Origin of the sequence: Streptomyces sp. NBC_01012 (genome assembly GCF_045162755.1) — a bacterium.
Lineage (GTDB): Bacteria > Actinomycetota > Actinomycetes > Streptomycetales > Streptomycetaceae > Streptomyces.
In genome coordinates this window covers 4,389,701-4,412,983 of sequence record NZ_CP108688.1, presented here as the reverse complement: position 1 = coordinate 4,412,983, position 23,283 = coordinate 4,389,701, and the positions used below count along the sequence as shown (strand labels likewise).

General features: G+C 71.2%; 18 protein-coding genes and 1 pseudogene. 11 read left to right on the top strand and 8 right to left on the bottom strand.

Translation table 11 applies throughout. The features are described from left to right. Positions 1 to 88 precede the first annotated feature (88 nt). A complete protein-coding gene (locus OG623_RS19900) occupies positions 89 to 2,665 on the bottom strand; it encodes a bifunctional FO biosynthesis protein CofGH (RefSeq protein ID WP_406148120.1) in 2,577 nt (858 codons plus the stop codon). 186 nt (positions 2,666 to 2,851) lie between these two features. Between OG623_RS19900 and OG623_RS19895 the strand changes: the two are divergent. After that, positions 2,852 to 3,484 (top strand): annotated as a pseudogene (locus OG623_RS19895) (HAD family hydrolase); the annotation flags it as partial. Between the two features lie 259 nt (positions 3,485 to 3,743). Here OG623_RS19895 and OG623_RS19890 read toward each other — a convergent pair. Then, positions 3,744 to 4,499 (bottom strand): FadR/GntR family transcriptional regulator, encoded by a 756-nt coding sequence (locus tag OG623_RS19890; protein WP_406148118.1) that lies wholly within the window; start codon positions 4,497 to 4,499, stop codon positions 3,744 to 3,746. 243 nt (positions 4,500 to 4,742) lie between these two features. Between OG623_RS19890 and OG623_RS19885 the strand changes: the two genes are divergently transcribed. From OG623_RS19885 to OG623_RS19860, 6 genes are read left to right on the top strand one after another with little or no spacing between them, the layout of a single operon-like run. Next, positions 4,743 to 6,110: an MFS transporter gene (locus OG623_RS19885; RefSeq protein WP_406148117.1), complete on the top strand. Its 1,368-nt coding sequence runs from the start codon at positions 4,743 to 4,745 to the stop codon at positions 6,108 to 6,110. Further along, positions 6,110 to 7,852, top strand: coding sequence for a dihydroxyacetone kinase family protein (locus OG623_RS19880; protein ID WP_406148116.1), 1,743 nt, complete (start codon positions 6,110 to 6,112; stop codon positions 7,850 to 7,852). Before OG623_RS19885 ends, OG623_RS19880 begins: the two co-directional genes overlap by 1 nt. Further along, positions 7,852 to 8,376, top strand: a complete 525-nt coding sequence (locus OG623_RS19875; RefSeq protein WP_406148114.1) for a ribose-5-phosphate isomerase — start codon at positions 7,852 to 7,854, stop codon at positions 8,374 to 8,376. The genes OG623_RS19880 and OG623_RS19875 overlap by 1 nt, the downstream gene beginning before the upstream one ends. Further along, a complete protein-coding gene (locus OG623_RS19870; protein ID WP_406148112.1) occupies positions 8,376 to 9,185 on the top strand; it encodes a triose-phosphate isomerase family protein in 810 nt (269 codons plus the stop codon). The genes OG623_RS19875 and OG623_RS19870 overlap by 1 nt, the downstream gene beginning before the upstream one ends. Continuing rightward, positions 9,170 to 9,967 carry a sugar phosphate isomerase/epimerase family protein gene (locus OG623_RS19865; RefSeq protein WP_406148110.1) on the top strand — a complete coding sequence of 266 codons (798 nt, stop codon included), beginning with the start codon at positions 9,170 to 9,172 and terminating at the stop codon, positions 9,965 to 9,967. The genes OG623_RS19870 and OG623_RS19865 overlap by 16 nt, the downstream gene beginning before the upstream one ends. Further along, complete coding sequence (locus OG623_RS19860) at positions 9,967 to 10,836, top strand: phosphogluconate dehydrogenase C-terminal domain-containing protein (RefSeq protein WP_406148109.1); 870 nt, start codon at positions 9,967 to 9,969, stop codon at positions 10,834 to 10,836. Before OG623_RS19865 ends, OG623_RS19860 begins: the two co-directional genes overlap by 1 nt. Positions 10,837 to 10,869: 33 nt before the next feature. Here the strand turns inward: OG623_RS19860 and OG623_RS19855 are convergent, their stop codons facing one another. Further along, entirely contained in the window at positions 10,870 to 11,553 is a 684-nt protein-coding gene (locus OG623_RS19855; protein WP_406148107.1) for a TetR/AcrR family transcriptional regulator C-terminal domain-containing protein, read from the bottom strand. 71 nt (positions 11,554 to 11,624) lie between these two features. Between OG623_RS19855 and OG623_RS19850 the strand changes: the two genes are divergently transcribed. Continuing rightward, positions 11,625 to 13,085 (top strand): FAD-dependent monooxygenase, encoded by a 1,461-nt coding sequence (locus OG623_RS19850; RefSeq protein ID WP_406148106.1) that lies wholly within the window; start codon positions 11,625 to 11,627, stop codon positions 13,083 to 13,085. Positions 13,086 to 13,107: 22 nt separating this feature from the next. Here the strand turns inward: OG623_RS19850 and OG623_RS19845 are convergent, their stop codons facing one another. Continuing rightward, positions 13,108 to 14,220, bottom strand: coding sequence for a serine hydrolase domain-containing protein (locus OG623_RS19845; protein ID WP_406151923.1), 1,113 nt, complete (start codon positions 14,218 to 14,220; stop codon positions 13,108 to 13,110). A 170-nt stretch (positions 14,221 to 14,390) separates the two neighbouring features. On the opposite strand from OG623_RS19845, the gene OG623_RS19840 reads away from it, so the two are divergent. Further along, positions 14,391 to 15,068 (top strand): TetR/AcrR family transcriptional regulator, encoded by a 678-nt coding sequence (locus OG623_RS19840; protein ID WP_406148105.1) that lies wholly within the window; start codon positions 14,391 to 14,393, stop codon positions 15,066 to 15,068. 74 nt (positions 15,069 to 15,142) lie between these two features. On the opposite strand, the gene OG623_RS19835 is transcribed toward OG623_RS19840, so the two are convergent. Further along, a complete protein-coding gene (locus tag OG623_RS19835; RefSeq protein WP_406148103.1) occupies positions 15,143 to 16,627 on the bottom strand; it encodes a peptidoglycan D,D-transpeptidase FtsI family protein in 1,485 nt (494 codons plus the stop codon). Between the two features lie 136 nt (positions 16,628 to 16,763). Continuing rightward, on the bottom strand, positions 16,764 to 17,609 hold the full coding sequence (locus tag OG623_RS19830) for an LLM class F420-dependent oxidoreductase (RefSeq protein WP_406148102.1): 846 nt from the start codon (positions 17,607 to 17,609) through the stop codon (positions 16,764 to 16,766). A 170-nt stretch (positions 17,610 to 17,779) separates the two neighbouring features. Between OG623_RS19830 and OG623_RS19825 the strand changes: the two genes are divergently transcribed. Beyond that, entirely contained in the window at positions 17,780 to 18,511 is a 732-nt protein-coding gene (locus OG623_RS19825) for a siderophore-interacting protein (RefSeq protein ID WP_406148101.1), read from the top strand. Positions 18,512 to 18,529: 18 nt separating this feature from the next. Here the strand turns inward: OG623_RS19825 and OG623_RS19820 are convergent, their stop codons facing one another. Together OG623_RS19820 and OG623_RS19815 are read right to left on the bottom strand one after the other, a co-directional pair. After that, entirely contained in the window at positions 18,530 to 20,452 is a 1,923-nt protein-coding gene (locus tag OG623_RS19820) for an AMP-dependent synthetase/ligase (protein ID WP_406148100.1), read from the bottom strand. Positions 20,453 to 20,606: 154 nt separating this feature from the next. Further along, a complete protein-coding gene (locus OG623_RS19815; protein WP_406151922.1) occupies positions 20,607 to 21,884 on the bottom strand; it encodes an acetyl-CoA C-acetyltransferase in 1,278 nt (425 codons plus the stop codon). A gap of 74 nt (positions 21,885 to 21,958) precedes the next feature. Here OG623_RS19815 and OG623_RS19810 point away from each other — a divergent pair, with 74 nt between their 5' ends. Further along, positions 21,959 to 23,281, top strand: coding sequence for a 3-oxoacyl-ACP reductase (locus tag OG623_RS19810; protein WP_406148099.1), 1,323 nt, complete (start codon positions 21,959 to 21,961; stop codon positions 23,279 to 23,281). Positions 23,282 to 23,283: the final 2 nt, after the last annotated feature.

The following is a 23,283-nucleotide window of genomic DNA, read 5'->3' as shown; positions in this document are numbered from 1 at the left end:
TCCGATCACGCGGAACCGCAGTCGCCGGCGGTCGCTTCCGGAGCCCGGCCCGGCGAAACCGGCGGCTCCGGAAGCAGACCGTGAGCCGCTACTGCGGCAGCACCGGCAGCAGTTCCGGCAGGTGGCCGTCCGAGGCTGTGGCGGACTTGATGCGTTCCTCCGGCACCTCGCCGTACAGCGTCGTACGCGGCTTCGCCGGGCGACCCGCCAGGTCGGCGATGGCGGTGAGGTCCTGGATCGAGCGGTACGAGCCGTAACTGGAGCCCGCCATACGGGAGATGGTCTCCTCCATCAGGGTGCCACCCAGGTCGTTGGCGCCCGAGCGGAGCATCTCTGCCGCGCCCTCCGCGCCGAGCTTCACCCAGCTGGTCTGGATGTTGGTGATGTGCGGGTGGAGGAGCAGCCGGGCCATCGCCGTGACGGCGCGGTTGTCGCGGTCGGTGGGCCCGGGGCGGGCGATGCCCGCCAGGTAGACCGGGGCGTTGGTGTGGATGAACGGGAGCGTGACGAACTCGGTGAAGCCACCCGTCTCCTGCTGGAGGCGGGACAGCGTCCTGAAGTGGCCGAGCCAGTGGCGGGGCTGGTCCACATGGCCGTACATCATGGTCGACGAGGAGCGCAGGCCCGTCTCGTGGGCCGTCCTGATGACCTCCAGCCAGGTGGCGGTCGGCAGCTTGCCCTTGGTGAGGATCCAGCGGACCTCGTCGTCCAGGATCTCCGCCGCCGTGCCGGGGATCGAGTCCAGGCCCGCGTCCTTGGCCGCGGCCAGCCAGTCGCGGATCGACATGCCGGTGCGGGTCGCGCCGTTGACGACCTCCATCGGCGAGAAGGCGTGGACGTGCATACCGGGCACGCGTTCCTTCACCGCCCGCGCGATGTCGAAGTACGCGGTGCCCGGCAGATCCGGGTGGATACCGCCCTGCATGCAGACCTCGACCGCGCCGACGTCCCAGGCCTGCGCCGCACGGTCGGCGACCTGGTCGAGGGAGAGGGTGTAGGCGTCGGCGTCCGTACGCCGCTGGGCGAAGGCGCAGAAACGGCAGCCCGTGTAGCAGACGTTGGTGAAGTTGATGTTCCTGGTGACGATGTAGGTGACCTCGTCACCGACCACGTCACGGCGCAGCGTGTCCGCGATCCGGCACAGCTCGTCCAGCGCGGGACCGTCCGCGTGGAGCAAGGCGAGTGCCTGGTCGTCGGTGAGCTTCGTGGGGTCGTCGGCGGCCTGGCTCAGGGCCTGGCGTACGTCGGTGTCGATACGGGACGGGACCATGCCGGGGGCCGCGGCCTCACGCAGGGCCTCCCAGTCGCCGTACACCTCGTCGAAGTCGTTCCGCCGGTCGCCGGTGCGGCCCTCGGTGTCGATGGTGCGGTGCAGGTCGGTGCGGCCTGAGGCGTTGAACCCCTCGTCGGGCTCCTGCCAGGGCAGTCCCGCCGGGATCGCGCCCTCCTTCGCGAGGCCGGTCTCCGGGTCGGCGAGCGCGCGCACGTGCGGCAGGAGGCGCGGGTCGAGCCAGGGCTCGCCGCGCCGGATGAACTCCGGGTAGATGGTGAGGCGTTCGCGCAGCCGGAAGCCGGACTCGGCGGTCCTCGATGCCAGCTCGTCGATGTGCGGCCAGGGGCGCTCGGGGTTCACATGGTCCGGAGTGAGGGGCGATACGCCGCCCCAGTCGTCGATGCCCGCGCCGATCAGCAGGGCGTACTCCGCGTCGACGAGATTCGGCGGGGCCTGGATACGGGCCGACGGGCCCAGGATGTGGCGGGCGACGGCGATGGCCGCCGCCAGCTCCTCCAGTTCGGCGTCCGGCATCCCGCGCATCGCCGTGTCCGGCTTGGCGCGGAAGTTCTGGACGATGACCTCCTGGATGCCGTGGTAGGCGCGGGCCGTCTTGCGCAGCTCGAACAGGGAGTCGGCCCGCTCCTCGTACGACTCACCGATCCCGATCAGGATGCCGCTGGTGAAGGGCACGTTGGACCGGCCCGCGTCTTCGAGCACCCGCAGCCGGACGGCCGGCTCCTTGTCCGGTGACCCGTAGTGCGGGCCGCCCTTCTCGGACCACAGACGGGTCGCCGTCGTCTCCAGCATCATCCCCATGGACGGCGCGACGGGCTTCAGCCGCTGGAGGTCCGTCCACGTCATCACACCCGGGTTCAGGTGCGGCAGGAGCCCCGTCTCCTCCAGCACCCGGATCGCCATGGCGCGTACGTACGCCAGGGTGTCGTCGTACCCCTCGGCCTCCAGCCATTCCCGCGCCTCGGGCCATCGGTCCTCGGGCCGGTCGCCGAGCGTGAACAGGGCTTCCTTGCATCCCAGTTCTGCACCCTTACGAGCGACATCGAGAATCTCGTCCGGTGACAGGAACATCCCGTGGCCCGCGCGCCTGAGCTTGCCCGGCACGGTGACGAAGGTGCAGTAATGGCAGGTGTCACGGCAGAGCCGGGTCAGCGGGATGAAGACCTTGCGCGAGTACGTGATCACTCCCGGCCGGCCCGCGGCTTCGAGCCCCGCGTCCCTGACCCGGGCGGCGGACGTGGCCAGATCGGTCAGGTCCTCCCCTCGCGCCTGGAGCAGGACGGCGGCCTCGGCCACGTCGAGGGCGACGCCGTCGCGGGCCCGCCGGAGGGCGCGCCGCATGGCGTTGGTCGTGGGGCGCTGAGGATCGGTCATGCTCCGAGCATACGAGCGGGTCACTCCTCACGGACCATGATCTTCATCCCACCCGCGCCTCCTGGACGCGGCCCCGACCTGCCCCGGAACTGCCCCGGCACGTCCCGCCCCGGCCCATCCGACCGCCCGTCCGACACTGGCGCCTTGACCGATATACACCTCTTGCCCCGTAGGCTCGGGGAGGTGATGGAAACGATCGTCTTCGACATCGGAGAAACCCTCGTCCGCGACGACCGCCACTGGGCCTCGTGGGCCAACTGGCTCGGGATCCCCCCGCACACGGTCAGCGCGCTGGTCGGCGCCGCCGTCGTACAGGGCCATGACAGTGCCGACGCACTGGGCATCCTGCGCCCGGGGATGGACGTCGGGGAGGCCTGCCAGGCCCGTGCGGCGGCCGGGCGTGGCGAACACCTGGACGAGACGGACCTCTATCCGGACGTCCGCCCCGCTTTGGCCGAACTACGCGCGCTCGGCCTGCGGGTGGTCGTCGCGGGTGACCGGACGGCCCGGGCGGGAGAGCTGCTGCGGGCCCTGGATCTGCCGGCCGACCTGGTCGTCACGTCAGGGGAGTGGGGTGTCACCAAGCGGGACCCGGAGTTCTTCACCCGCGTACTCGAGGTGTCGGGCGCGGCGCCCGAGGCCACCCTGTACGTCGGTGACCACCCGGCCGACGACCTCTTCCCCGCGAGGTCCCGCGGGTTGCGGACGGCCCACATCCGCCGGGGCCCGTACGGGCATTGGTGGGCGGACCACCCGGACGTGCTGGAGACGGCGGACTGGCGCATCAGCGCCCTGACCGAACTCCCGGCACTGCTGGGCCGGTCCACGCACCGCAAGGCCCTCGCCACCCCACCGGGCCAGGCGCCCGGGACGGATCAGGCGCACGGCACGGGCCAGGTGTCCGACACGGGCCAGGTGTCCGACGCAGATCCGGCGTCCGACGCAGATCCGGCCGCCCCGCCGGGCCAGGCGTCCGGCGCGGATCAGGCGCCCGCCACGGATCAGCCCGCCCCGCCGGAACAGCCCGTACTCCCCGCACAGTCCACGCCACCCGAGCAGTCACGGACCTGAAGCCCTCCTACGCCCCCGTACCCCGGTCATCGACCCCGCGCAGCGAGAGCCTCAGCCGGTCGCTCGCCAGCCTCATGTGCTCGGCCATCGCCGCGTCCGCCCTCCCCGGGTCCCCCGCCCGGATCGCGTCGAGCACCGCCCCGTGCTCGTGCAGCGTCCCGCTGACCGTGCCCTCGATGTCTCCCGCCCGCTCCATCCACACCTGGAGCAGCGCCCGGATGGAGTGCAGGATGTCGCTGAGCACCGTGTTGCGGGCGATGTTCGCGGTCTCCAGGTGGAAGGCGATATCGGCGTCGATGAACGCCTTGACGTCCGTCCCCGCCTCCCGCATCCGCTCCAGGTGCTGCTCCAGGCGCTCGACGTCCGCCTCGGATGCCCGGTCCGCGGCGAGCCGTGCCGACATGCCCTCCATGAAGGTGCGGACCTCGACCAGATCCTGGGTCCGGCGCTGACCGAGCATCAGGCCCCAGTTGATGGCCTGCGGCAGGAACTCCGAGGTCCCCTCCCTCACGTACGAGCCCGAGCCCGGCCTGATCTCGATGATGCCCAGGACATCCAACGCGGACAGCGCCCCGCGCACGCTGGACCGCGCGACGCCGAGGGCGTCGGCGAGCTGGCGCTCGGCGGGCAGGCGGGTGCCCGGCTTCAGGTTCCCCTCGGACAGATGATCAAGGAGCCGCTTGGCCACCTCACTGACCGACGACTCCCGTACGACGGGGCGCAGAAGTGACGTGAAATCGGGTTCTCCGGGCTGCGTGGACACGCTGACCAGTACATCAGATGGGGCGGCACACCCCCGGAGCGGGCGGAAGATAACGCGCTCATCGGCCCAGGAGAAGAGCTCAGGAGAGCGACCTACGTCACTTTGGTAAATTGGTGACCAATTTAGGATCCGGGGCTAGCTTGGAGCTGTTCACCGGCCGGAAACACAACCTTCCACGGTTCGCCTTCGCCTGCCGGCGCAGACACGGAATCGGACAAAGCGGTCCGCAAGCGAGGAGTCTCCATGGGCGCCACTGCGCATTCAGTGATCGAGAGATCAGCGATCAGGAAGGTCTCGGTCCGGCTCGTCCCCTTCGTGGCCCTGATGTTCTTCGTGAACTACCTGGACCGGACGGCCGTCTCCTTCGCCGAGCCCAACGGCATGGGGCAGGACCTCACGCTCACCGCGGCGCAGTTCGGCTTCGCCTCAGGCGTCTTCTTCATCGGCTACATCATTCTCGAAGTGCCGAGCAACATGGCGCTGCACAAGTTCGGCGCCCGGCGCTGGCTGGCCAGGATCATGGTGTGCTGGGGCATCGTCGCGCTCCTCTTCACCTGGGTGCAGAACAGCGAGCAGCTCTACACGCTGCGCTTCCTGCTCGGTGTCGCCGAGGCGGGCTTCTTCCCCGGCGCGATCCTCTTCCTCAGCCAGTGGGTGCCCTCCAGGCACCGTACGAAGGTGCTCGGCCTCTTCTACCTCGCTCAGCCCCTGACCACCGTCATCGGCGCCCCGCTGGCCGGCTGGTTCATCAACCAGCACGGGCTCTTCGGCCTGGAGGGCTGGCGCGTGATGTTCCTCGGTGTGTCGATCCCGGCGATCGCGCTGGGTGTCATCGCCTGGTTCTACCTGATCGACAAGCCGGCCGACGCGAAGTGGCTGACCCCCGAGGAGCGGGACTGGCTGACCGAGGAGCTGGCCGCCGAGAACGCCGGCAAGACCGGCGCCGGTGAGGGTGAGAAGGCGGCCCACGGCAAGGCGGCCCTGAAGGCGGCCTTCACCAGCAGCCGGGTCTGGATCCTCGCGCTCATCTACTTCGGCTTCATCTACGGCCTGTACGCGCTCGCCTTCTTCCTGCCGACGATCATCAACGGCTTCCAGGACCAGTTCGGCACGACGTTCAGCGTCATGGACAAGGCCCTGATCACGGCCATCCCCTACCTCCCGGCCGCGATCGTCCTCTACTTCTGGTCCCGCCACGCCACCAGGCACGGTGTCCACACCTGGCACATCGCAGGCCCGGCCGTCGTCGGCGGGATCTCCATCCCGGTCGCCCTCTACATGGGCTCACCGGCCGCCACGGTCGCCGTCATCACCGTCACCGCCTGTGCGATCTTCGCCGCGCTGCCGGTCTTCTGGTCCGTCCCCTCGCAGTTCCTGACCGGCGCGACAGCCGCTGCCGGTATCGCCCTGATCAACACCGCGGGGAACGTGGCCGGCTTCGCCGCCGGCTATGTCACCGGCTGGCTGAAGGACTTCAGCGGTGCCTACTACCTGCCGCTGTTCCTCGTCGGGGCTTTCATGCTCATGTCCGCCGCGCTGATGCTGTGGCTCGCCAACCGGTCGAACGGCCGGGGTGCGAACCAGGGCCGGCCCCTCGCAGAGGTCCGCTGATGACCCGCCTTTCCAACGACCCCGCCGCCTTCGCAGACGAGGCACTCGAAGGCTTCGCCGCCGCCCATCCCCGCAGGGTCCGCCAGGTCCCCGGCGGCGTGGTCCGTGCCACCCGCACCGCCCCCGGCCAGGTCGCCGTGGTGGTCGGCGGCGGCTCCGGCCACTACCCGGCCTTCTCCGGGCTCGTCGGCCAGGGCCTCGCCCACGGCGCGGCGGTCGGCAATGTCTTCGCCTCCCCATCGGCCCACCAGGTGCGCCAGGTCGCACGGGCCGCCGAGTCCGGCGGCGGCGTCCTCCTCGCGTACGGGAACTACGCGGGCGACGTCCTGCACTTCGGCCAGGCCGCCTCGCAGCTGACCGCCGACGGCATCCCCACCCGCACGCTCGGCGTCACGGACGACATGTCCAGCGCCTCCCCCGCCGAGGCACACAAGCGTCGCGGTGTCGCCGGGGACCTGGTCGTCTTCAAGACCGCGGCGGCCGCGGCCGAGGCCGGGCAGCCGCTGGACGAGGTGACCAGGATCGCCGAGCTGGCCAACGCCCGCACCCGGTCCTTCGGAGTCGCCTTCTCCGGCTGCACACTGCCGGGCGCCGACCACCCCCTGTTCAGCGTCCCCGAGGGCCGGATGGCCGTCGGCCTGGGCATCCACGGCGAACCCGGCATGGGCGAGCGGCCCGTACCGACCGCCGACGAGGCGGCCGAGCTCCTGGTCGCCACCGTCCTCGGCGAACTCCCCGAAGGCGTCGCGTCCCCGCACGGGCAGCGGGCCGCTGTGATCCTCAACGGCCTCGGCTCGGTGAAGTACGAGGAGCTGTTCGTCGTCTACCGACGGGTCGCCCAGCTCCTCTCGGACGCCGGTGTGGAGGCCGTGGACCCCGAGGTCGGCGAGCTGGTCACCAGCTTCGACATGGCCGGCGTCTCGCTCACCCTGTGCTGGCTCACCGACGAGCTCGAGCCCCTGTGGACGGCCCCGGCCGACGCCCCCGCCTACCGCAAGGGCACCGTCGAAGCCGCGGAGCTGTTCGTCCCCGACCTCCCGCTCCCGGCGGAGACCGCCGACGACACCGTCCCGCCCGCCACCGACGCCTCCCGCGAGGCCGCCCGCACGGTCCTTCGCGCCCTGCGCGTCCTCAAGGACACCGTCGGCGTCCACGCCGAGGAGCTGGGCCGGATCGACGCGGTCGCCGGTGACGGCGACCACGGCATCGGCATGACGCGCGGCTCCACCGGGGCATACGAGGCCGCGGCCCAGGCCGAAGCGCTCGGCGCTGGCGCAGAAACGCTTCTGCACCGGGCTGCCGACGCCTGGGCCGACCGGGCAGGCGGCACGTCCGGCGCCCTGTGGGGCGCCATGCTCCGGGCGCTCGGCACCGCGCTCGGCAACACCGAGCGGCCCACGGCCCCCGTGGTCGCCGAGGGCGTCGCCCAGGCGGCGGCGGACGTGATGGAGCTCGGAAAGGCGGAGGTCGGCGACAAGACGATGGTCGATGTCCTCATCCCCTTCTCCTACGCGCTCACCGCCGCCACCGAGTCGGGTCAGCCCCTGGCCACCGCCTGGGACACGGCCGCGCACTCCGCGTCCGCCGCCGCCGAGGCCACGGCGGGCCTGCTCCCCCGGATGGGCCGCGCCCGTCCGCACGCCGAGAAGAGCCTCGGCACCCCCGACGCCGGAGCCCACTCGCTCGCCCTGATCGTCCGTGCCGTGCACGGCGTGTTCGCACCCACCCTGGAGACCCACTGATGCCCGAGAAGCCGTACGAAAAGCTGCGCATCGTCGTCGGCTCGGACGACGCCGGCCACACGTACAAGGAAGCCCTCAAGAAGGACCTGGAGGCCAGCGGACTCGTCGCGGCCGTCACGGACGTCGGCGTCGACGCGGAAGGCCACACCGCCTACCCGAAGGTCGCCATCGCCGCGGCCGAGATGGTCGCCCGTGGCGAGGCCGACCGCGCCCTGCTGGTCTGCGGCACGGGCCTCGGGGTGGCCATCGCCGCGAACAAGGTCAAGGGGATCCGGGCCGTCACCGCCCATGACTCCTTCTCCGTCGAGCGCGCGGTCCTCTCCAACAACGCCCAGGTCCTCACCTTCGGCCAGCGCGTCGTCGGCCTGGAGCTGGCCCGGCGGCTGGCCTCCGAGTGGCTGACGTACCGCTTCGACGAGGCGTCGGCGTCCGCCGCCAAGGTCGCGCTGATGGACGACTACGAGAACCAGAACGACGACGGGAACCGGAACGACGACGAGAACCAGCAGGAAGCCGCAGCCTGATGACCGCACAGAACCGCCCCCGGGTCACGATCGGGGTGAGCCTGAAGATGTACTTCGGCCACCACGAGACCCTCAACTGGGCCCGCAGCATCGCGGATCTCGCCGCCCGGCACCCGGCCGTCACCGGTGGCGATGCCGAGCTGTTCGTGCTGCCCGCCTTCCCGGCCCTCGTCCCGGTCACCGGCATCCTCGCCGCGACCGACGTACGCACCGGCGCGCAGGACCTGGCTACCGAGGACTCGGGCCCCTACACCGGGGAGGTCAGCGGCGCGCACCTGCGCGAGATCGGCGCACGCTACGCCGAGGTCGGGCACGCCGAACGCCGCCGCCTCTTCGGTGAGGGCGACACGGTCGTCGCCGCCAAGGCGGCGGCAGCCCTGCGCAACGACCTGACCCCGGTGCTCTGTGTCGGCGAGCTCGACCAGGTCTCCCCCGCCGAGGCCGCCACCCGCACGGTCGCCGAGGCCGAACGCGTCCTGGCGACGGCCGCCCACGAGGGCCCGCTCGCCCCGGTCGTCCTCGCCTACGAACCGCAGTGGGCCATCGGCGCCCCCCGCCCCGCGTCGCCCGACCACATCCGGACGGTCTGCGAGGCCCTCACCACCTGGCTCGCCACCCAGCCCGCCCTGTCCGACAGCCGCGTCATCTACGGCGGCAGCGCGGGGCCCGGCCTGCTGACCGACCTCGGCCCTTGCGTGGACGGACTGTTCCTCGGCCGCTTCGCCCACGACCCGGCAGCGGTGGAACGCATTCTCGACGAGGCGCTGGCGCCGGCGCTGGAAGGAGCCCGCTCATGTCCTACGGCCTGAGCACCTACGCCTTCTTCTGGCGCATCTCGGACAGGGCGCCCCGCCCCCTCACCCTCGACGAGATGCTCGCGCAGACCCGGGAGATGGGCGGCGAGGTCTTCCAGATCTGCGACTACCCACCGATCGAGACGTACGACGACGCGGCGCTCGACGCCCTCCGGGCCACCGCCGCGGACCACGGCCTCACACTCGAACTGGGCACCAGAGGCGTACGTACGGAACACCTCGCCACCTACCTCCGCATCGCCCGACGCCTGGGCGTCACCCTGGTCCGCTCCATGCTGAACACGGCGGACCACCGCCCGACCGTCGCGGATGCCATCGCGCTCCTGCGCGAGACCGTCCCCGCGTACGCGGCGGCGGGCGTCACGCTCGGCCTGGAGACCTACGAACAGGTCTCCACCGACGACCTGCTGGCCGTCGTACGCGGCGTGGACAGCCCCCACCTCGGCGTCGTACTCGACCCGGGCAACAGCGTCGCCCGGCTGGAGCGCCCGGCGGACGTCGTCGACGCCACCGCCCCCCACGTGGTGAACATCCACGTCAAGGACTTCTCGTTCTCCCGCCGCGACGGCTGGGTCGGCTTCACGTTCGCCGGCTGCCCTCTCGGCGAAGGCCTCCTCGACTACGAGGACATGATCCGCAAGGTCGGTCCCGACGAGCGTGGCATCAACCAGATCGTGGAGCACTGGCTCCCCTGGCAGGGCGATTTCGCTGAGACCGCCCGCCTGGAGGACCGGTGGACCCGGCACAGCATCAACACCCTTCTGAGGAGCAAGTAATGGCCACCGGATCCAGGACCGTCGCTGTCATCGGGGCCGCAGGCAAGATGGGCCAGCGCGTCTCCAACAACCTGGTGAAGAGCGACTTCACCACCCTCTTCGCCGAGAACTCCCCCAAGGGCCAGGAGCTGGTCCGTGAGCTCGGCCGCGAACTGACGGACAGCGCGGACGCCGCCGCGCAGGCCGACGTCGTGATCCTCGCCGTCCCGGACGTCGTCCTCGGCACGGTCTCCGAGCAGCTCGTCCCGGTCATGAAGCCCGGCGCGATCCTGCTGACCCTGGACCCGGCAGCCGCGTACGCGGGCCTGCTGACCCGCCGCGCCGACGTGCACAACGCCGTGGCCCACCCCTGCCACCCCTCCGTCTTCCTGGAGCGCACGACCAAGGAGGAGTGGGCGGACACCTTCGGCGGCATCGCCGCCCCGCAGGAGGTCGTCGCCTCCTTCGAGCCCGCCGCCGAGTCCGCCGACCCGGCGGCCCAGGAGCTGGCCGAGGCCGTCATCTCCACCATGTACGCCCCGGTCGTCGAGGTGCACTGGGTGACCGTCAAGCAGCTCGCGGTCCTGGAGCCGACCCTCGTCGAGACGATCGCGTGCATGGTCGGCGCCCTGCTGACCGAGGCACTCCACGAGACCGTCCACACGGTGGGCGTCCCGGAGAAGGCGGCCCGCGCCATGCTGCTCGGCCACACCCAGGTGGCACTGGCCAACACCCTCAAGGGCTCGAACCCGTTCTCCGACGCGTGCCTGATCGCGATGGACTACGGCCGGGAGTCGATCGTCCGCGACGACTGGAAGAACGTCTTCGAGGACGACGAGCTCGACAAGGTCATCACGCGGATGCTCAAGATCAAGGAGATCAGGCGCTGACCCGGTCCTGACACCGCGTCACCGCCAGGTCTCCTACGAGGACGGGCCGGGCTCTCCATCAGGGGTGGAGGACCCGGCCCGTCCGCACGCCCGGTCCCGGACGCCGAGGATTCGGGAGATCCCGTAGTCGAAGCGCTCGCCGAAGGAGGAGTCCTCGAAGTGTTCGGCGGCGCGGGAGAGTGACGGGTACTCGCCCCCGCCGAGCCGACGGGCGAACGCCGGGCCCATCGCGTCCGGCAGCGCCTGCTCCTCCTGGGCCAGTCCGAGGGTGAAATAGACCAGGGTCCAGCCCGTCCAGACGGCCTCCCGCTCCCTCAGCCCGCCGGCCAGCAGGGCCTCGACCATCAGCTCCGCGAAGCGGAGCGTGGCGGGCTCGGCCGCGTACGTACCGGCCACGATCCTGGCCCCGTCCCGATGGGCGAGCAGAGCGCGACGGTAGCGGTGGAACAGCTCACGCACGCGCGGCTCCCACGCCTCGGGCAGCCCGTCCACCGGGACCTCCGCCAGGATCGCGTCCGCCATCAGCTCCAGCAGCCGCGCCTTGGTCTTCGCATGCCACAGCACGGTGTTCATCCGTACGCCCAGCCGGTCCGCGATGCCCCGGATCGAGAGCCCGTCAGCGCCCTTCTCGTCCAGCAGCTCGATCCCCGCACGCACCACGTCGCCGGGGCCCAGCCGGGTCGGGCCCTGCGCGGCATCCATTTGCTTCTTGGTCACCGACCTAGTCTACTGGGCACCCCACCCCTTGGTCACCGACCAATAAAGCCCAGGGAACATCAGGGAGCGTCATGGAACACGTCGTCATCGCGGGAGCCGGGCCCACCGGTCTGTGGCTGGCCGCCGAACTGCGTCTGGCCGGGACACCCGTCACCGTCCTGGAATCACGCCACGAGCCCGACCCCCACTCCAAGGCCCTCACCCTCCACCCCCGCACGCTGGAGATCCTTGCCTTCCGTGGTGTGGTGGACCCGTTCCTCGCCGAGGGCCGACGCATCCCCAGCGGTCACTTCGGCGGACTCGACAACCGGATGGACTTCGGCGTCCTCGACACCCCGTACCCCTTCACGCTCGCCCTGCCGCAGGCCCGCACCGAGGAGCTCCTGGAGGCGCACGCGAAGGCGTCGGGCGTCGGCCTGCGGCGCGGACACCAGGTCACCGGCCTCACCCAGGACGAGGACGGCGTCACCCTGGAGGCGACCGGCCCCGAGGGCCCGTACACCCTGCGCGCCGCCTACGCCGTCGGCTGCGACGGCACCCGGAGCACCGTGCGCGAGGCTGCCGGGATCGGGTTTCCCGGCACCGACGCCACGACCTGGGGCTGGCTCGGCGACGTCACCCTGGACGCTCCGCCCGAGGGCGCGACGTACGCGGCATCGGGTCCGCGGGGCGGCGTCATGGTCGTCCCCATGCCGGGCGGCATCCACCGGATCGTCGGCGGTGACCCGGACAGCAACGGCCCGGAGCACCCCGGCGAGCTGACCCTCGACGCCCTCCGCGCCAAGGTGACCCGGATCGCCGGCACGGACTTCGGCATGCGCGACCCTCGCTGGCTCTCCCGGTTCGGCAACGCCACCCGCCAGGCCGCCACGTACCGCGAGGGACGCGTCCTGCTCGCGGGTGACGCCGCCCATATGCACTACCCGGCCGGCGGCGTGGGCCTCAACGTCGGCCTCCAGGACGCCACGAACCTCGGCTGGAAACTGGCCGCGACCCTGGCGGGCACGGCACCCGACGGCCTCCTGGACAGCTACCACACCGAACGCCACCCGGTGGGCGCCGACCTGCTGCTCAGCACCCGGGCCCAGACGGCCCTGATGAACGCCCAGTCACCCGAGGGCCAGGACCTGCGCACCCTGCTCGGTCAACTCATCGTCACCGTGCCCGAGTTCTCCCGGAGCCTGGCCGAGCGCCTCTCCGCACTGGCCGTCACCTACCCGGCCCCCGCGCCCCGTCACCCCCTGACCGGCCACCGCTCACCCAATCTGCGACTCGGCGGCGGCACGGACCTCTTCACCCTGCTCCGCACCGGCCGCCACGTCCTCCTGAACTTCTCCGGCACCCCAACGCCGCCGTCCACCCCGCACGTCATCACGCACACCGCGCCCGAGCCGGACCCACGCCCCGCCTGGTCCACCGTGCGCGCCGCGCTCGTCCGCCCCGACGGACACATCGCCTGGGCGAGCGAGCAGCCCGACGCCGAGGCTCTACGGGCGGAGGCGCGAGCGGCGACATCGGCCACCCACCTCTGACCTCAGCCGTACCTCTGCGGCCTCAGCCGTACATCGCCACGCGGCAGAGATCCGCGAGCGCACCGTCGATGGGATGGGGCGTCGGCCTGCCCTCCGGGTCGAGCCCGTTCCACCGCTGCATGTTCACCGCGACCGACATCTGCCGCCGGCCGTCGTCACGGGTCATGGTCAGCGTTCCACCACCCCAGACCGTGCCGCCGTGCCCCCAGAAGGCGCCCGGCCCCGGCGCCGTCCCCTCCAGCGGATGCAGACCCAGCCCGTACGCGATGACCCTCCCCTCCTGCGAGACGACAGGGACGGTGCGCTGCATCTGCTCCAGCGACGAGGGACTGACGATGTCGCCGGCGAGCAGGGCGCGGAAGAAGCGGTTGAGGTCCGAGACGGTCGATATCAGCGAGGCCGTCGGCCCCACCCACGACATGTCGTAGACGCTGTAGTCACGCGGCGGGTCGATCATGCCGAACCACGCCTCGTAGAGCCGCGAGTGCGGCCCCTCGACATGGGTGCCGGTGGGGAACCCGGTGTCCCGGAGCCCGGCGCGCTCGATGACGTCACGGGTGATGCACTGCTCGGCCGGGATGCCGGTCGCCTGTTCCAGGAGCTGCCCGAGGAGCAGGTAGTTGGTGTTGGAATACACCCCTGGCGCGCCTCCCTCGTCTCCGCCCGGGGTGCCGACGGCAGGTGCGGTGACCCCCATCTCGATCAGCTCGACGGGATCGAACCGGGTGAACCGGTGGTCGTCCAGGCTGTCGGGCCGGGTGTCCGCGACGACGGGGAAGCCCTTGAGCGAGGGATAGGCGTACGGGAGGTACTCGGCGAGGCCGCTGGTGTGGTTGAGCAGCATCCGCACCGTGATCGCATCGCCCCTCTCCCCCGGCACCAGCTCGGGAAGGTACTGCCCGATCGGCGCGTCGAGGGCGATCCGGCCGCCCTCGACCTGCCGCAGGACCGCGGCGGCGGTGAAGGTCTTGGTGACGCTGCCGACGCGGTGCCGCATGTCGGCGGTGACGGGCCGAGCGGTCCCGACATCGGCGACCCCGGCAGCACCCCGCCAGACCTGCTCCCCGTCCCGCACCTCGACGAACAACCCGGGCATCCCAGCACGCCGAACCTCCTCGACCGCGGCGTGCAGCATGGCGGGATCCAACGTGGCGGCATCCGTCTTCGCGGATTCCTGTGCATGGCTCACGGCATACGTCCTCTCATGGTCACGGCGGCACTCACGCAGCCCCATGTCCTCATTATGCACGCGGTGCGTGCAACACCAAGTGCATACGCTAGGCTGATCCCGACGAGAGGGGTGAAATGGCAGGCCGAAGGCGCTGGTCGACCGATGAGATCCTGGACGCGGCCGCGGAGTTGCTGCGCACGAGCGACGCCGACTCGTTCAGCGTGCGCAAGCTGGCGGCGGTGCTCGGCACCGACTCCTCCAGCCTCTACAGACACTTCCGCAGCAAGACGGAGCTGCTGCGCGCGGTCGCCGACCGGATCCTCCTGACCGCCATGGAGGGATACCGCCCCGAGGGCGACTGGAAGCAGCGCATCACGACCCTGGCCCTCCGCCTGCGGGAGGCGTTCGGCCGGCACCCCCAGCTCGCCGCGACCTGGGGGCGCTACGCGTCGAGCGGCACGGGTTCCCGGCTGATCATGGAAGAGGTCCTCCAGGCCCTGCGCGAATCGGGACTGCCCGACGAGGAGATCCCGACGCACTACCACCGGATCGCGGTCCTCATCGCGGCACTGATCGCCTCCGAGGCCGGCGTCAGTACCGTCAGCCCCACGGAGCACGAACAGGGCATGGAGCTCTTCCGCGTAGCGGTACTGGGCGCCGACCCCGACCGCTTCCCGGCCCTGGCCCACTTCGCCCGCGACATCCACCCCTTGAGCGCCGACCGCCCAGCAGCCTTCGAGGCCCTCCTGACAACCCACCTCACCCACCTGGAGCGTCGGGGGGTGGGTCAGGGACGCGAAAAACGGACATAGCGCCCGGGATTCGGTCCGTAACCTCCCCCGGCTAGGCCGGCGGGGCCGGGGCCGGGGGGCGCGGCGCGCGCGGGTTACTTCGTGAGGGCTGCGTTCATTACCGCTCGGGCGATCGGGCCGCCCAGGCCGCCGCCCGAGATGTCCGAGCGGGAGATGTCCATCGCGGTCGGGTCGATGAACACCGCGACCGCCACCGACCGGCCGTCGGCCTTCTTGCCGTACGAGACGAACCAGCCGTACGGGACTTCCTTGCTGACGTCGTCGCCCCGCTGCGCCGTACCCGTCTTGCCGCCCACCGTCACGCCGTCGATCAGCGCGCGCTGCGCGCTGCCCTCCTTGGCGGTGAACTCCATCATCTCCTGCACCTTCTTCGCCGTCTCCTCGGAGACCGCCTGGCTCTTGACCTCCGGCTGGTGCTTCTCCAGCGTGCTCAGGTCCGGGCCGCGCAGCTCGTCGACGATGTACGGCTGCATCAGCTTGCCGTCGTTCGCGAGGGCCGCCGTGACCATCGCCATCTGCATCGGAGTGCTCGTGAGGCTGCCCTGGCCCATGCCGGTGAGGGCGGTGCCGGGCTTGTCGAGCTTCTCCGGATAGAGGCTCTTGGTGGCGAGCATGTCGCCGAAGGCGTCGGAGTAGACGTCATCGTTGAAGCCGAACTTCTCGGCCGTCTCACGCATCCCCTCGTCACCGACCTTGAGGGCGGCGTCCAGGAAGACGTTGTTGCAGGAGTACTGCATGGCCGTCTTCATCGACGCCTTGTTGCACGCGGCGTCGCCCGCCTCGCTGCTGATCTTGCTCGTCGAGAGCGGCAGGGGGTACGGGGAGACCGCGTCCGTATGGGCGTCGACGTCCGTGACGACGCCGTGCTCCAGGGCCGCGGCGGCCGTGAGGATCTTGAAGGTGGACCCGGGCGGGAAGGTCTCGCGCAGCGGGCGGTTGGCCAGCGGCTTGCCCTTCTCGTCGACCAGGGCCTGGAACTTGTCGCCCTCCTTGAAGGAGTTGCCGGCGAAGACCGAGGGGTCGTACGAGGGCGTCGAGACCAGGGCGAGGACCTTGCCCGTCGACGGTTCGAGTGCGACGACCGCGCCCCGTGCGTCGAGGTCGGTCAGGCCCTTGTAGGCCGCCTCCTGCGCCTTCGGGTCGATGGTGGTGATCACGTCACCGCCGCGACGCTCCTCACCGGTGAGGATGCCCTTGGCGTTCTGGAAGGCGAAACGGTCGTCCTGGCCGCTGAGGATGCTGTCGTACGTCTTCTCCAGGAGGGACATGCCCTGCGCCTGGGAGGCGTAGCCGGTGACGGGGGCGTACATCGCACCCTGCTTGAACGTCCGCTGGTACTTGAAGTCGGTCCCCTCGACCGCCTTCGACCCCGTGACGGCCTTGCCGCCGACGATGATGTCGCCGCGCGGGGTGGCGAACTGGGTGATCTTGACCCGCCGGTTGTGCTCGTGGCCCGCCAGCTCCTCGCTCTTGGCGTACTGGAGCCAGTTGGTCCGTATCAGCAGAGCCAGCATCAGCAGCCCACAGAATATGGCTATGTGCCGCAACGGCCTGTTCATCGTGCTCCCGCTCCCAGGCAGCCGAGCACACACGCACACGGGCCGCACCATCGATGTCCGGAGGTGATAGATGCGATTTTAGCCTTGATGGTTGCGCCGGATTCTCACCCCCGGTGGGGTCCCCGTGCCCGCGCTCTCACAGATGGGCCGCGTAGGCGTCCAGCGCGCGCAGCACCTCGGCCTCCCCGGCCGGGGGAAGCTGCAGAACGACCTCCTCCACACCGAGATCGGCGTAGTGGGCCAGCTTCCCCGGGGAGGGCAGGACGGCGTACGGCACCACCTGGAGGTGCTCGGGGTCACGGCCCGCCTCCTCCCAGGCGGTGCGCAGCTTCGGGATGGACTCCGAGAGGCCTCGCCCGCCGATCGGCAGCCAGCCGTCCGCGTTCTCGGCGATCTGCGCGAACAGCTTCGGGCCGGCCGCCCCGCCGATCAGGGTGCGCGGGCCGTTCACCGGGCCACGTGGCCTCCGTACCGGCTTCGGGTGGGCCTGGCTCGCCCTGACCGAGCCGAACGCACCGTCGTACGCCGTCGGTTCGTCCGACCAGAGGGCGCGCATCAGGGCCAGCCGGTCGCTGCCGAGCGCACGCCTCGTCGACCACTCCACCCCGTGGTCGGCGGCTTCCTCCACATTCCAGCCGAAGCCGATGCCGAGCGTGAAGCGGCCGCCGGAGAGGTGGTCGAGCGTGGCGGCCTGCTTCGCCAGATCGATGGGGTCGTGCTGCGCGATCAGCGTGATGCCCGTGCCGACGTCGAGCCGCTCCGTGACGGCGAGGGCCTGCCCCAGGGCGATGAAGGGGTCGAGGGTGCGGCCGTACTCGGGCGGCAGCTCACCGCCCGCCGGATACGGGGTCTCCCGGCTCACGGGGATATGGGTGTGCTCGGGCAGATACAGCCCCGAGAACCCCCGCTGCTCCAGCTCGCGGGCGAGCCGGACCGGCGTGATCGTCTCGTCGGTGAGGAAGATCGTTGTGGCGATCCGCATGCGAGGCACCTCCGTCGTCGTCGTGACGGATCAACGGTATGCGGTACGGGGTGCCGTCGGGTGCACTCCCGTTCCTTAGGTGACTTCCGGTCCGGAGAGCCACGAAGAGGGAAGTTAGGTTAGCCTAAGCTTTGTTCCGTTCCGTTCGGTTGCGTCGTGGGGAGACTTTCATGGGTCACGGCTGGGAAGGTGCCGTCCTCAAGCTCTTCCGGGGGCGGGACTTCACCTTCACCGTCACCGGGGTCGAGCAGCTCACCGAGGACTTCCGCCGGGTGACCGTCTCCGACGGCGGTCTGCTCGCGGCGACGGGCGGCGCGCATCCGACCATGTGGGTCAGGCTCTGGTTCGACCGGGACGGCAAGCCGCACCAGCGCGGCTACACCCTCGTCGATCCCGACCCCGCCACCGGTACGTTCGCCCTGGAGTTCGCCCTCCATGCGGGGACCGCGAGCGACTGGGCCCGCGCCGCCCGGCCTGGCGACACGATCGACGCCACACTCCAGGGCACCCGCTTCACCCTGCCCGAACCGCGCCCCGCACGGCTCTTCGTGATCGGGGACGCGGCGTCGCTGCCCGCAGTCAACTCGCTGCTCGACGCGCTGCCCGGCACCCGGGCGACCGTCTGGTGCGAGACCGGCCATGTCGTGGACGAGCGGCTGCCGTTCCGGCTGGACGCGGCCCACCACACGCTGCACACCGTCCCCCGCCGCGGGGAGGGCGCACACCTGGTCTCCGAGGTGAAGTCCGCGCTGCCCGGACTGCTCGGCGACGACAGCTCGGACGCGTACGTCTGGATCGCCTGCGACACGGCGACCACCCGGGCCCTGAGCTCCTACGTCCGCAAGGAGCTGGCCGTCCCCAAGGAGCGGGTGAACGCCCTGGGTTACTGGCGGCCCGCCTGACACCTGGCGGGACAGCCCTCAGAGTTTGCGGTAGAGCTCCTCGATCTCCGCGTCGTAGTCCCGTGTGATCGCGTCCCGCTTCAGCTTCAGCGACGGGGTGAGATGGCCGCTCTCCTCGGTGAAGTCCTTCGGCAGCACCGTGAACCTACGGATGGACTCGGCGCGCGAGACGAGCCGGTTGGCCTCGTCGACCGCCCGCTGGAGTGCGGTGAGCAGTTCCTCGTCATGGACGAGCTCACGCATGGGCACGTCCTCCTTCTTCCGCATCCTGCGCCAGTGGGCGAGGCCGTCGGGTTCCAGGGTGATGAGGGCGCTGATGAACGACCGGTTGTCCCCCACGACCATGCACTGGCTGACCAGCGGGTGGGCGCGCAGCCAGTCCTCGAGCGGGGCGGGGGCGACGTTCTTGCCGCCGGACGTGATGATGATGTCCTTCTTGCGTCCGGTGATCGTGAGGTAGCCGTCCTCGTCCAGATTCCCGAGGTCACCCGTCGCGAACCAGCCGCCGTCGGGCCCCCGCGTGGCCGCGCCGAGCTCCGTGTCCCAGTAGCCCCGGAAGACCTGGCCCCCGCCGAGCAGCACCTCCCCGTCGTCCGCGATCCGCACGGCGGTGCCGGGCAGTGGCCAGCCCACCGTGCCCAGACGGGGTTTGAGGGGCGGGGTGACCGTGGCGGCCGCGGTGGTCTCGGTCAGTCCGTAGCCCTCGAAGATCTGGATGCCCGCGCCCGCGTAGAAGGCGGCGAGCCGGTGCCCCAGTGGGGAGCCGCCGCAGATCGCGTACCGGACGTGGCCGCCGAGCGCCGCCCTGATGCGCCGGTAGACCAGCGGGTCGTAGAGCGCGCGGGCGGCGCGTAGCCGCAGTCCCGGGCCGGGGCCCGTGCCGTGTTCGGCGGCCTCGACCGCCTCGCCGTAGCGCTGCGCGATCCGGGCCGCACGGTCGAAGGACGAGGCACGGCCCATCTTCTCGGCGGTGGCGCGGCCGGTGTTGTAGACCTTCTCCAGGACGTACGGGATGGCCAGCAGGAACGACGGCTTGAAGCCGGCCAGGTCGTCGAGCAGGTCCTCGGTCCGGATGGACGGCGCGTGCCCGAGCCGCACCCGGGCGCGCATGCAGCCGATCGCGACCATCCGTCCGAAGACATGGGAGAGGGGGAGGAACAGGAGAGTGGAGGCCGGGTACTTGGACACCGACTTGAAGACCGGGTGGAGCAGCTCTATGGCGTTGTCGACCTCGGCGAAGAAGTTCCCGTGGGTGAGGACACAGCCCTTGGGGCGCCCCGTGGTGCCCGAGGTGTAGATGAGGGTGGCGGCGCTGTCCGGTTCCAGGGCGCCGCGACGGGCGGCGACCACCGCGTCGGGTATGTCCTTGCCGAGCGTCTTCAGCCGGCCGATCGCCCCCGTGTCGAACTGCCACAGATGGACGAGGTCCCCGAGCTGCTGCCGCTCCTGGCTGACCAGCCTGCCCTGCACCTTCGTCTCGACGGCGCAGGCGACGGCCCCGGAGTCCTGGAGGATCCAGCGCGTCTGGAAGGCCGACGAGGTGGGGTAGACGGGCACGGTGACCAGCCCGGCCGCCCAGGAGGCGAAGTCGAGCAGCGTCCACTCGTAGGTCGTACGGGCCATGATCGCGACCCGGTCACCGAGCTGGAGGCCCTCCGCGATCAGGCCCTTGGCGACGGCCCGTACCTCCTCGGCGAATTCGGCCGCGCTCACGTCCCGCCAGCTGCCGTCGTCCCGCTTACGGCTGAGCACCGGTTCGGACGGTGCCTCCCTGGCGTTGTCGAAGGGGATCTCGGCGAGCGAGCCACGCCGCACGGTCGGCGCGAACGGCGGCACGGAGACTTCCCGTACGGAACCGTCGGCAGCCCTGACCTTGGTCGGCTCGACCAGGACCGGGGCGGAGGGTGTGGCGGACACGGCGGCGGGGGCGGGTGTGGACACGAGCGGCTCCTCGACATGGGGTCCGGCGCCGGCCCCGTCCCTGGGGTCCGGCGCCGAGGCGGCTGCTGCTGGATGCGCTGGGGCGTTCACATGCGGACGAAGAACGTACGGACGAAGAACGTACGGATGGCGGTTGGCGGGCCTTCGGGTGGCGTCAGGGGCGTTCCAGGATCGCGGTGACCCCCTGGCCGCCCGCGGCGCAGATCGAGATCAGGCCACGGCCCGGCGTGTCCCGTTCCGCGAGGAGCTTGGCCAGGGTCGCGACGATCCTGGCGCCCGTGGCGGCGAAGGGGTGGCCGGTGGCGAGGGACGATCCGGCCACGTTCAGCCGGTCCCTGTCGACGGGGGCGAGCCCCTGCTTCTCCCAGGACGCCAGGGTGGCGAGGACCTGGGAGGCGAAGGCCTCGTGGATCTCGAAGAGGTCGAAGTCCTCCATGGTGAGCCCGGCACGCTCCAGCATGCGGGGCACGGCGTACGCGGGCGCCATCAGCAGCCCGTCCTCGCCGTTCACGTAGTCCACGGCGGCCGTCTCGTACAGCGACAGATACGCCAGCGGTTCGAGGTCGTGCGCCTCGGCCCACTCCTCGCTCGCCAGCAGCACGGTGGCCGCGCCGTCGGTGAGCGGGGTCGAATTGCCGGCGGTCATCGTGGCGTCGGGGTGATCGGCGCCGAACACCGGCTTCAGCGTGGCGAGTTTCTCCACCGTGGAGCCGGGACGCAGGTTCTGGTCGCGGTCCAGGCCGAGATACGGGACGACGAGGTCGTCCAGGAAGCCGCGGTCGTACGCAGCGGCGAGCCGCTGGTGACTGGTGGCGGCCAGCAGGTCCTGGTCCGCGCGGGCCACGCCCCACTGCCGGGCGGTGAGCGCCGCGTGCTCGCCCATCGAAAGTCCGGTACGGGGCTCGGAGTTGCGCGGGATGTCCGGGACGAGGTGCCCGGGACGCACGGCGGCCAGCGCCTTGATCCTTGCCCCTGTCGACCTGGCGCGGCGCGCGTCGAGCAGGATTCTGCGCAGCCGGTCGTTGACCCCGAGGGGTGCGTCGCTCGTGGTGTCGGCGCCGCCCGCGACGGCGGAGTCGACCGCGCCGAGCGCGATCTTGTTGGCCGCGGCGACGACGGCCTGGAGACCGGTGCCGCAGGCCTGCTGGATGTCGTACGCGGGCGTACGCGGGTCAAGGGCCGAGCCCAGGACGGTCTCGCGTGCCAGGTTGAAGTCCCGGCTGTGCTTGAGGACCGCGCCGGCGACGAACTCACCGACCTGCTGCCCCCGCAGACCGAAGCGCTCGACGAGCCCGTCCAGCGCGGCGGTCAGCATCTCCTGGTTCGACGCCTGTGCGTACGGACCGTCGGAGCGTGCGAACGGGATACGACTGCCACCGATGACCGCGACCCGGCGCGGCTGCGGAAGTGCGAGGGGAATCAACTCGACCAGCTCATCTCGACAACTCCTGACCCTTGAGTAACCTTACTCAGGAGTAAATCTACGACCGAGCAGGAGTCCAGACAATGGCCGATCGCTATCTGCACTTCACCGGCACCGCACCCGGCCGCTTCCTGAGCCGCAGGCTCGGCCTGCCGCAGCCCGCCCCACTGCGCCGCTGGACACTGGAAACCCCGTCCCTGGAAGGGCCGTTGCTCCACCTCACCGCAGGGAGGTCAGCCCACTCCGAGGCGCTCGGCCCGGTGCTCGCCGCGACCGGCCTGAAGGTCATGGAGCAGGCCGAACGCCCGGCCGCCGTCGTCCTGGACGCCACCGGCGTCACCACGGCCGCCGGTCTCGCGGACGTGCACGCGGCCCTTCACCCCGTCGTACGGTCGCTGGCCGGCGGCGGCCGCATCGTCGTCCTCGGCACCACGCCGTCCCCCGACGACCACCACCAGGCGGCGGCCCAGCAGGCACTCGAAGGGTTCGTACGCTCGCTCGGCAAGGAGATCGGGCGCGGCTCCACCGCGCAGCTGCTGCGGCTCGCCCCAGGGGCCGGCGCCGCGGCGGCCGAGTCCACCCTCCGCTTCCTGCTCTCGCCCCGCTCCGCCTACATCAGCGGCCAGGTCGTCGAACTCACCGCCGACGCACCCGGCGAGGTCGCCGACTGGGTGGCCCCGCTGGCCGGGCGCACCGCCCTGGTCACCGGCTCGGCACGCGGCATCGGCGCGTCCGTCGCCGCCGTACTCGCCAGGGACGGCGCCCGGGTCGTCTGCCTGGACGTCCCGGGAGCCGGGGAAGAGCTGACCCGCACCGCCGACCGGCTCGGCGCCACCGCCCTGCCGCTGGACATCACCGCGCCGGACGCCGCCGACCTGATCGCCGAGGCCGTCCCCGACGGCCTCGACACCCTCGTCCACAACGCGGGCATCACCCGGGACCGCCGGCTCGCCAACATGCCGGCCGACCGCTGGGCCTCGGTCATCGACGTCAACCTCGACAGCGTCCTGCGCACCACCGACGCCCTCATCAAGTCGGGCACCGTGCGCCGCGGCGGCCGGATCGTCGCCACCGCGTCCATCGCCGGAATCGCGGGCAACAACGGCCAGACCAACTACGCGGCCAGCAAGGCCGGCATCATCGGTCTGGTCCGCTCCCTGGCCCCGCGCGCCGCCGCCGAGCACGGCGTCACGGTCAACGCCGTCGCGCCCGGCTTCATCGAGACGAAGATGACGGCCGCCGTGCCGCTCTTCATCCGGGAGGCAGGACGCCGGATGAACTCCCTGTCCCAGGGCGGCCTTCCGGTCGATGTCGCCGAGACGACCGCCTGGTTCGCCCAGCCCGCGTCCGGCGCGGTCAACGGCCAGGTCGTACGGGTCTGCGGCCAGAGCCTGCTGGGGGCGTGACC

Bases quoted from the DNA above. Each gene is read 5' to 3' on its own strand.
- OG623_RS19900 (WP_406148120.1), bottom strand. From the start codon at position 2,665: ATGACCGATCCTCAGCGCCCCACGACCAACGCCATGCGGCGCGCCCTC.
- OG623_RS19885 (WP_406148117.1), top strand. From the start codon at position 4,743: ATGGGCGCCACTGCGCATTCAGTGATCGAGAGATCAGCGATCAGGAAG.
- OG623_RS19880 (WP_406148116.1), top strand. From the start codon at position 6,110: ATGACCCGCCTTTCCAACGACCCCGCCGCCTTCGCAGACGAGGCACTC.
- OG623_RS19875 (WP_406148114.1), top strand. From the start codon at position 7,852: ATGCCCGAGAAGCCGTACGAAAAGCTGCGCATCGTCGTCGGCTCGGAC.
- OG623_RS19870 (WP_406148112.1), top strand. From the start codon at position 8,376: ATGACCGCACAGAACCGCCCCCGGGTCACGATCGGGGTGAGCCTGAAG.
- OG623_RS19865 (WP_406148110.1), top strand. From the start codon at position 9,170: ATGTCCTACGGCCTGAGCACCTACGCCTTCTTCTGGCGCATCTCGGAC.
- OG623_RS19860 (WP_406148109.1), top strand. From the start codon at position 9,967: ATGGCCACCGGATCCAGGACCGTCGCTGTCATCGGGGCCGCAGGCAAG.
- OG623_RS19850 (WP_406148106.1), top strand. From the start codon at position 11,625: ATGGAACACGTCGTCATCGCGGGAGCCGGGCCCACCGGTCTGTGGCTG.
- OG623_RS19845 (WP_406151923.1), bottom strand. From the start codon at position 14,220: ATGCTGCACGCCGCGGTCGAGGAGGTTCGGCGTGCTGGGATGCCCGGG.
- OG623_RS19840 (WP_406148105.1), top strand. From the start codon at position 14,391: ATGGCAGGCCGAAGGCGCTGGTCGACCGATGAGATCCTGGACGCGGCC.
- OG623_RS19835 (WP_406148103.1), bottom strand. From the start codon at position 16,627: ATGAACAGGCCGTTGCGGCACATAGCCATATTCTGTGGGCTGCTGATG.
- OG623_RS19830 (WP_406148102.1), bottom strand. From the start codon at position 17,609: ATGCGGATCGCCACAACGATCTTCCTCACCGACGAGACGATCACGCCG.
- OG623_RS19825 (WP_406148101.1), top strand. From the start codon at position 17,780: ATGGGTCACGGCTGGGAAGGTGCCGTCCTCAAGCTCTTCCGGGGGCGG.
- OG623_RS19810 (WP_406148099.1), top strand. From the start codon at position 21,959: ATGGCCGATCGCTATCTGCACTTCACCGGCACCGCACCCGGCCGCTTC.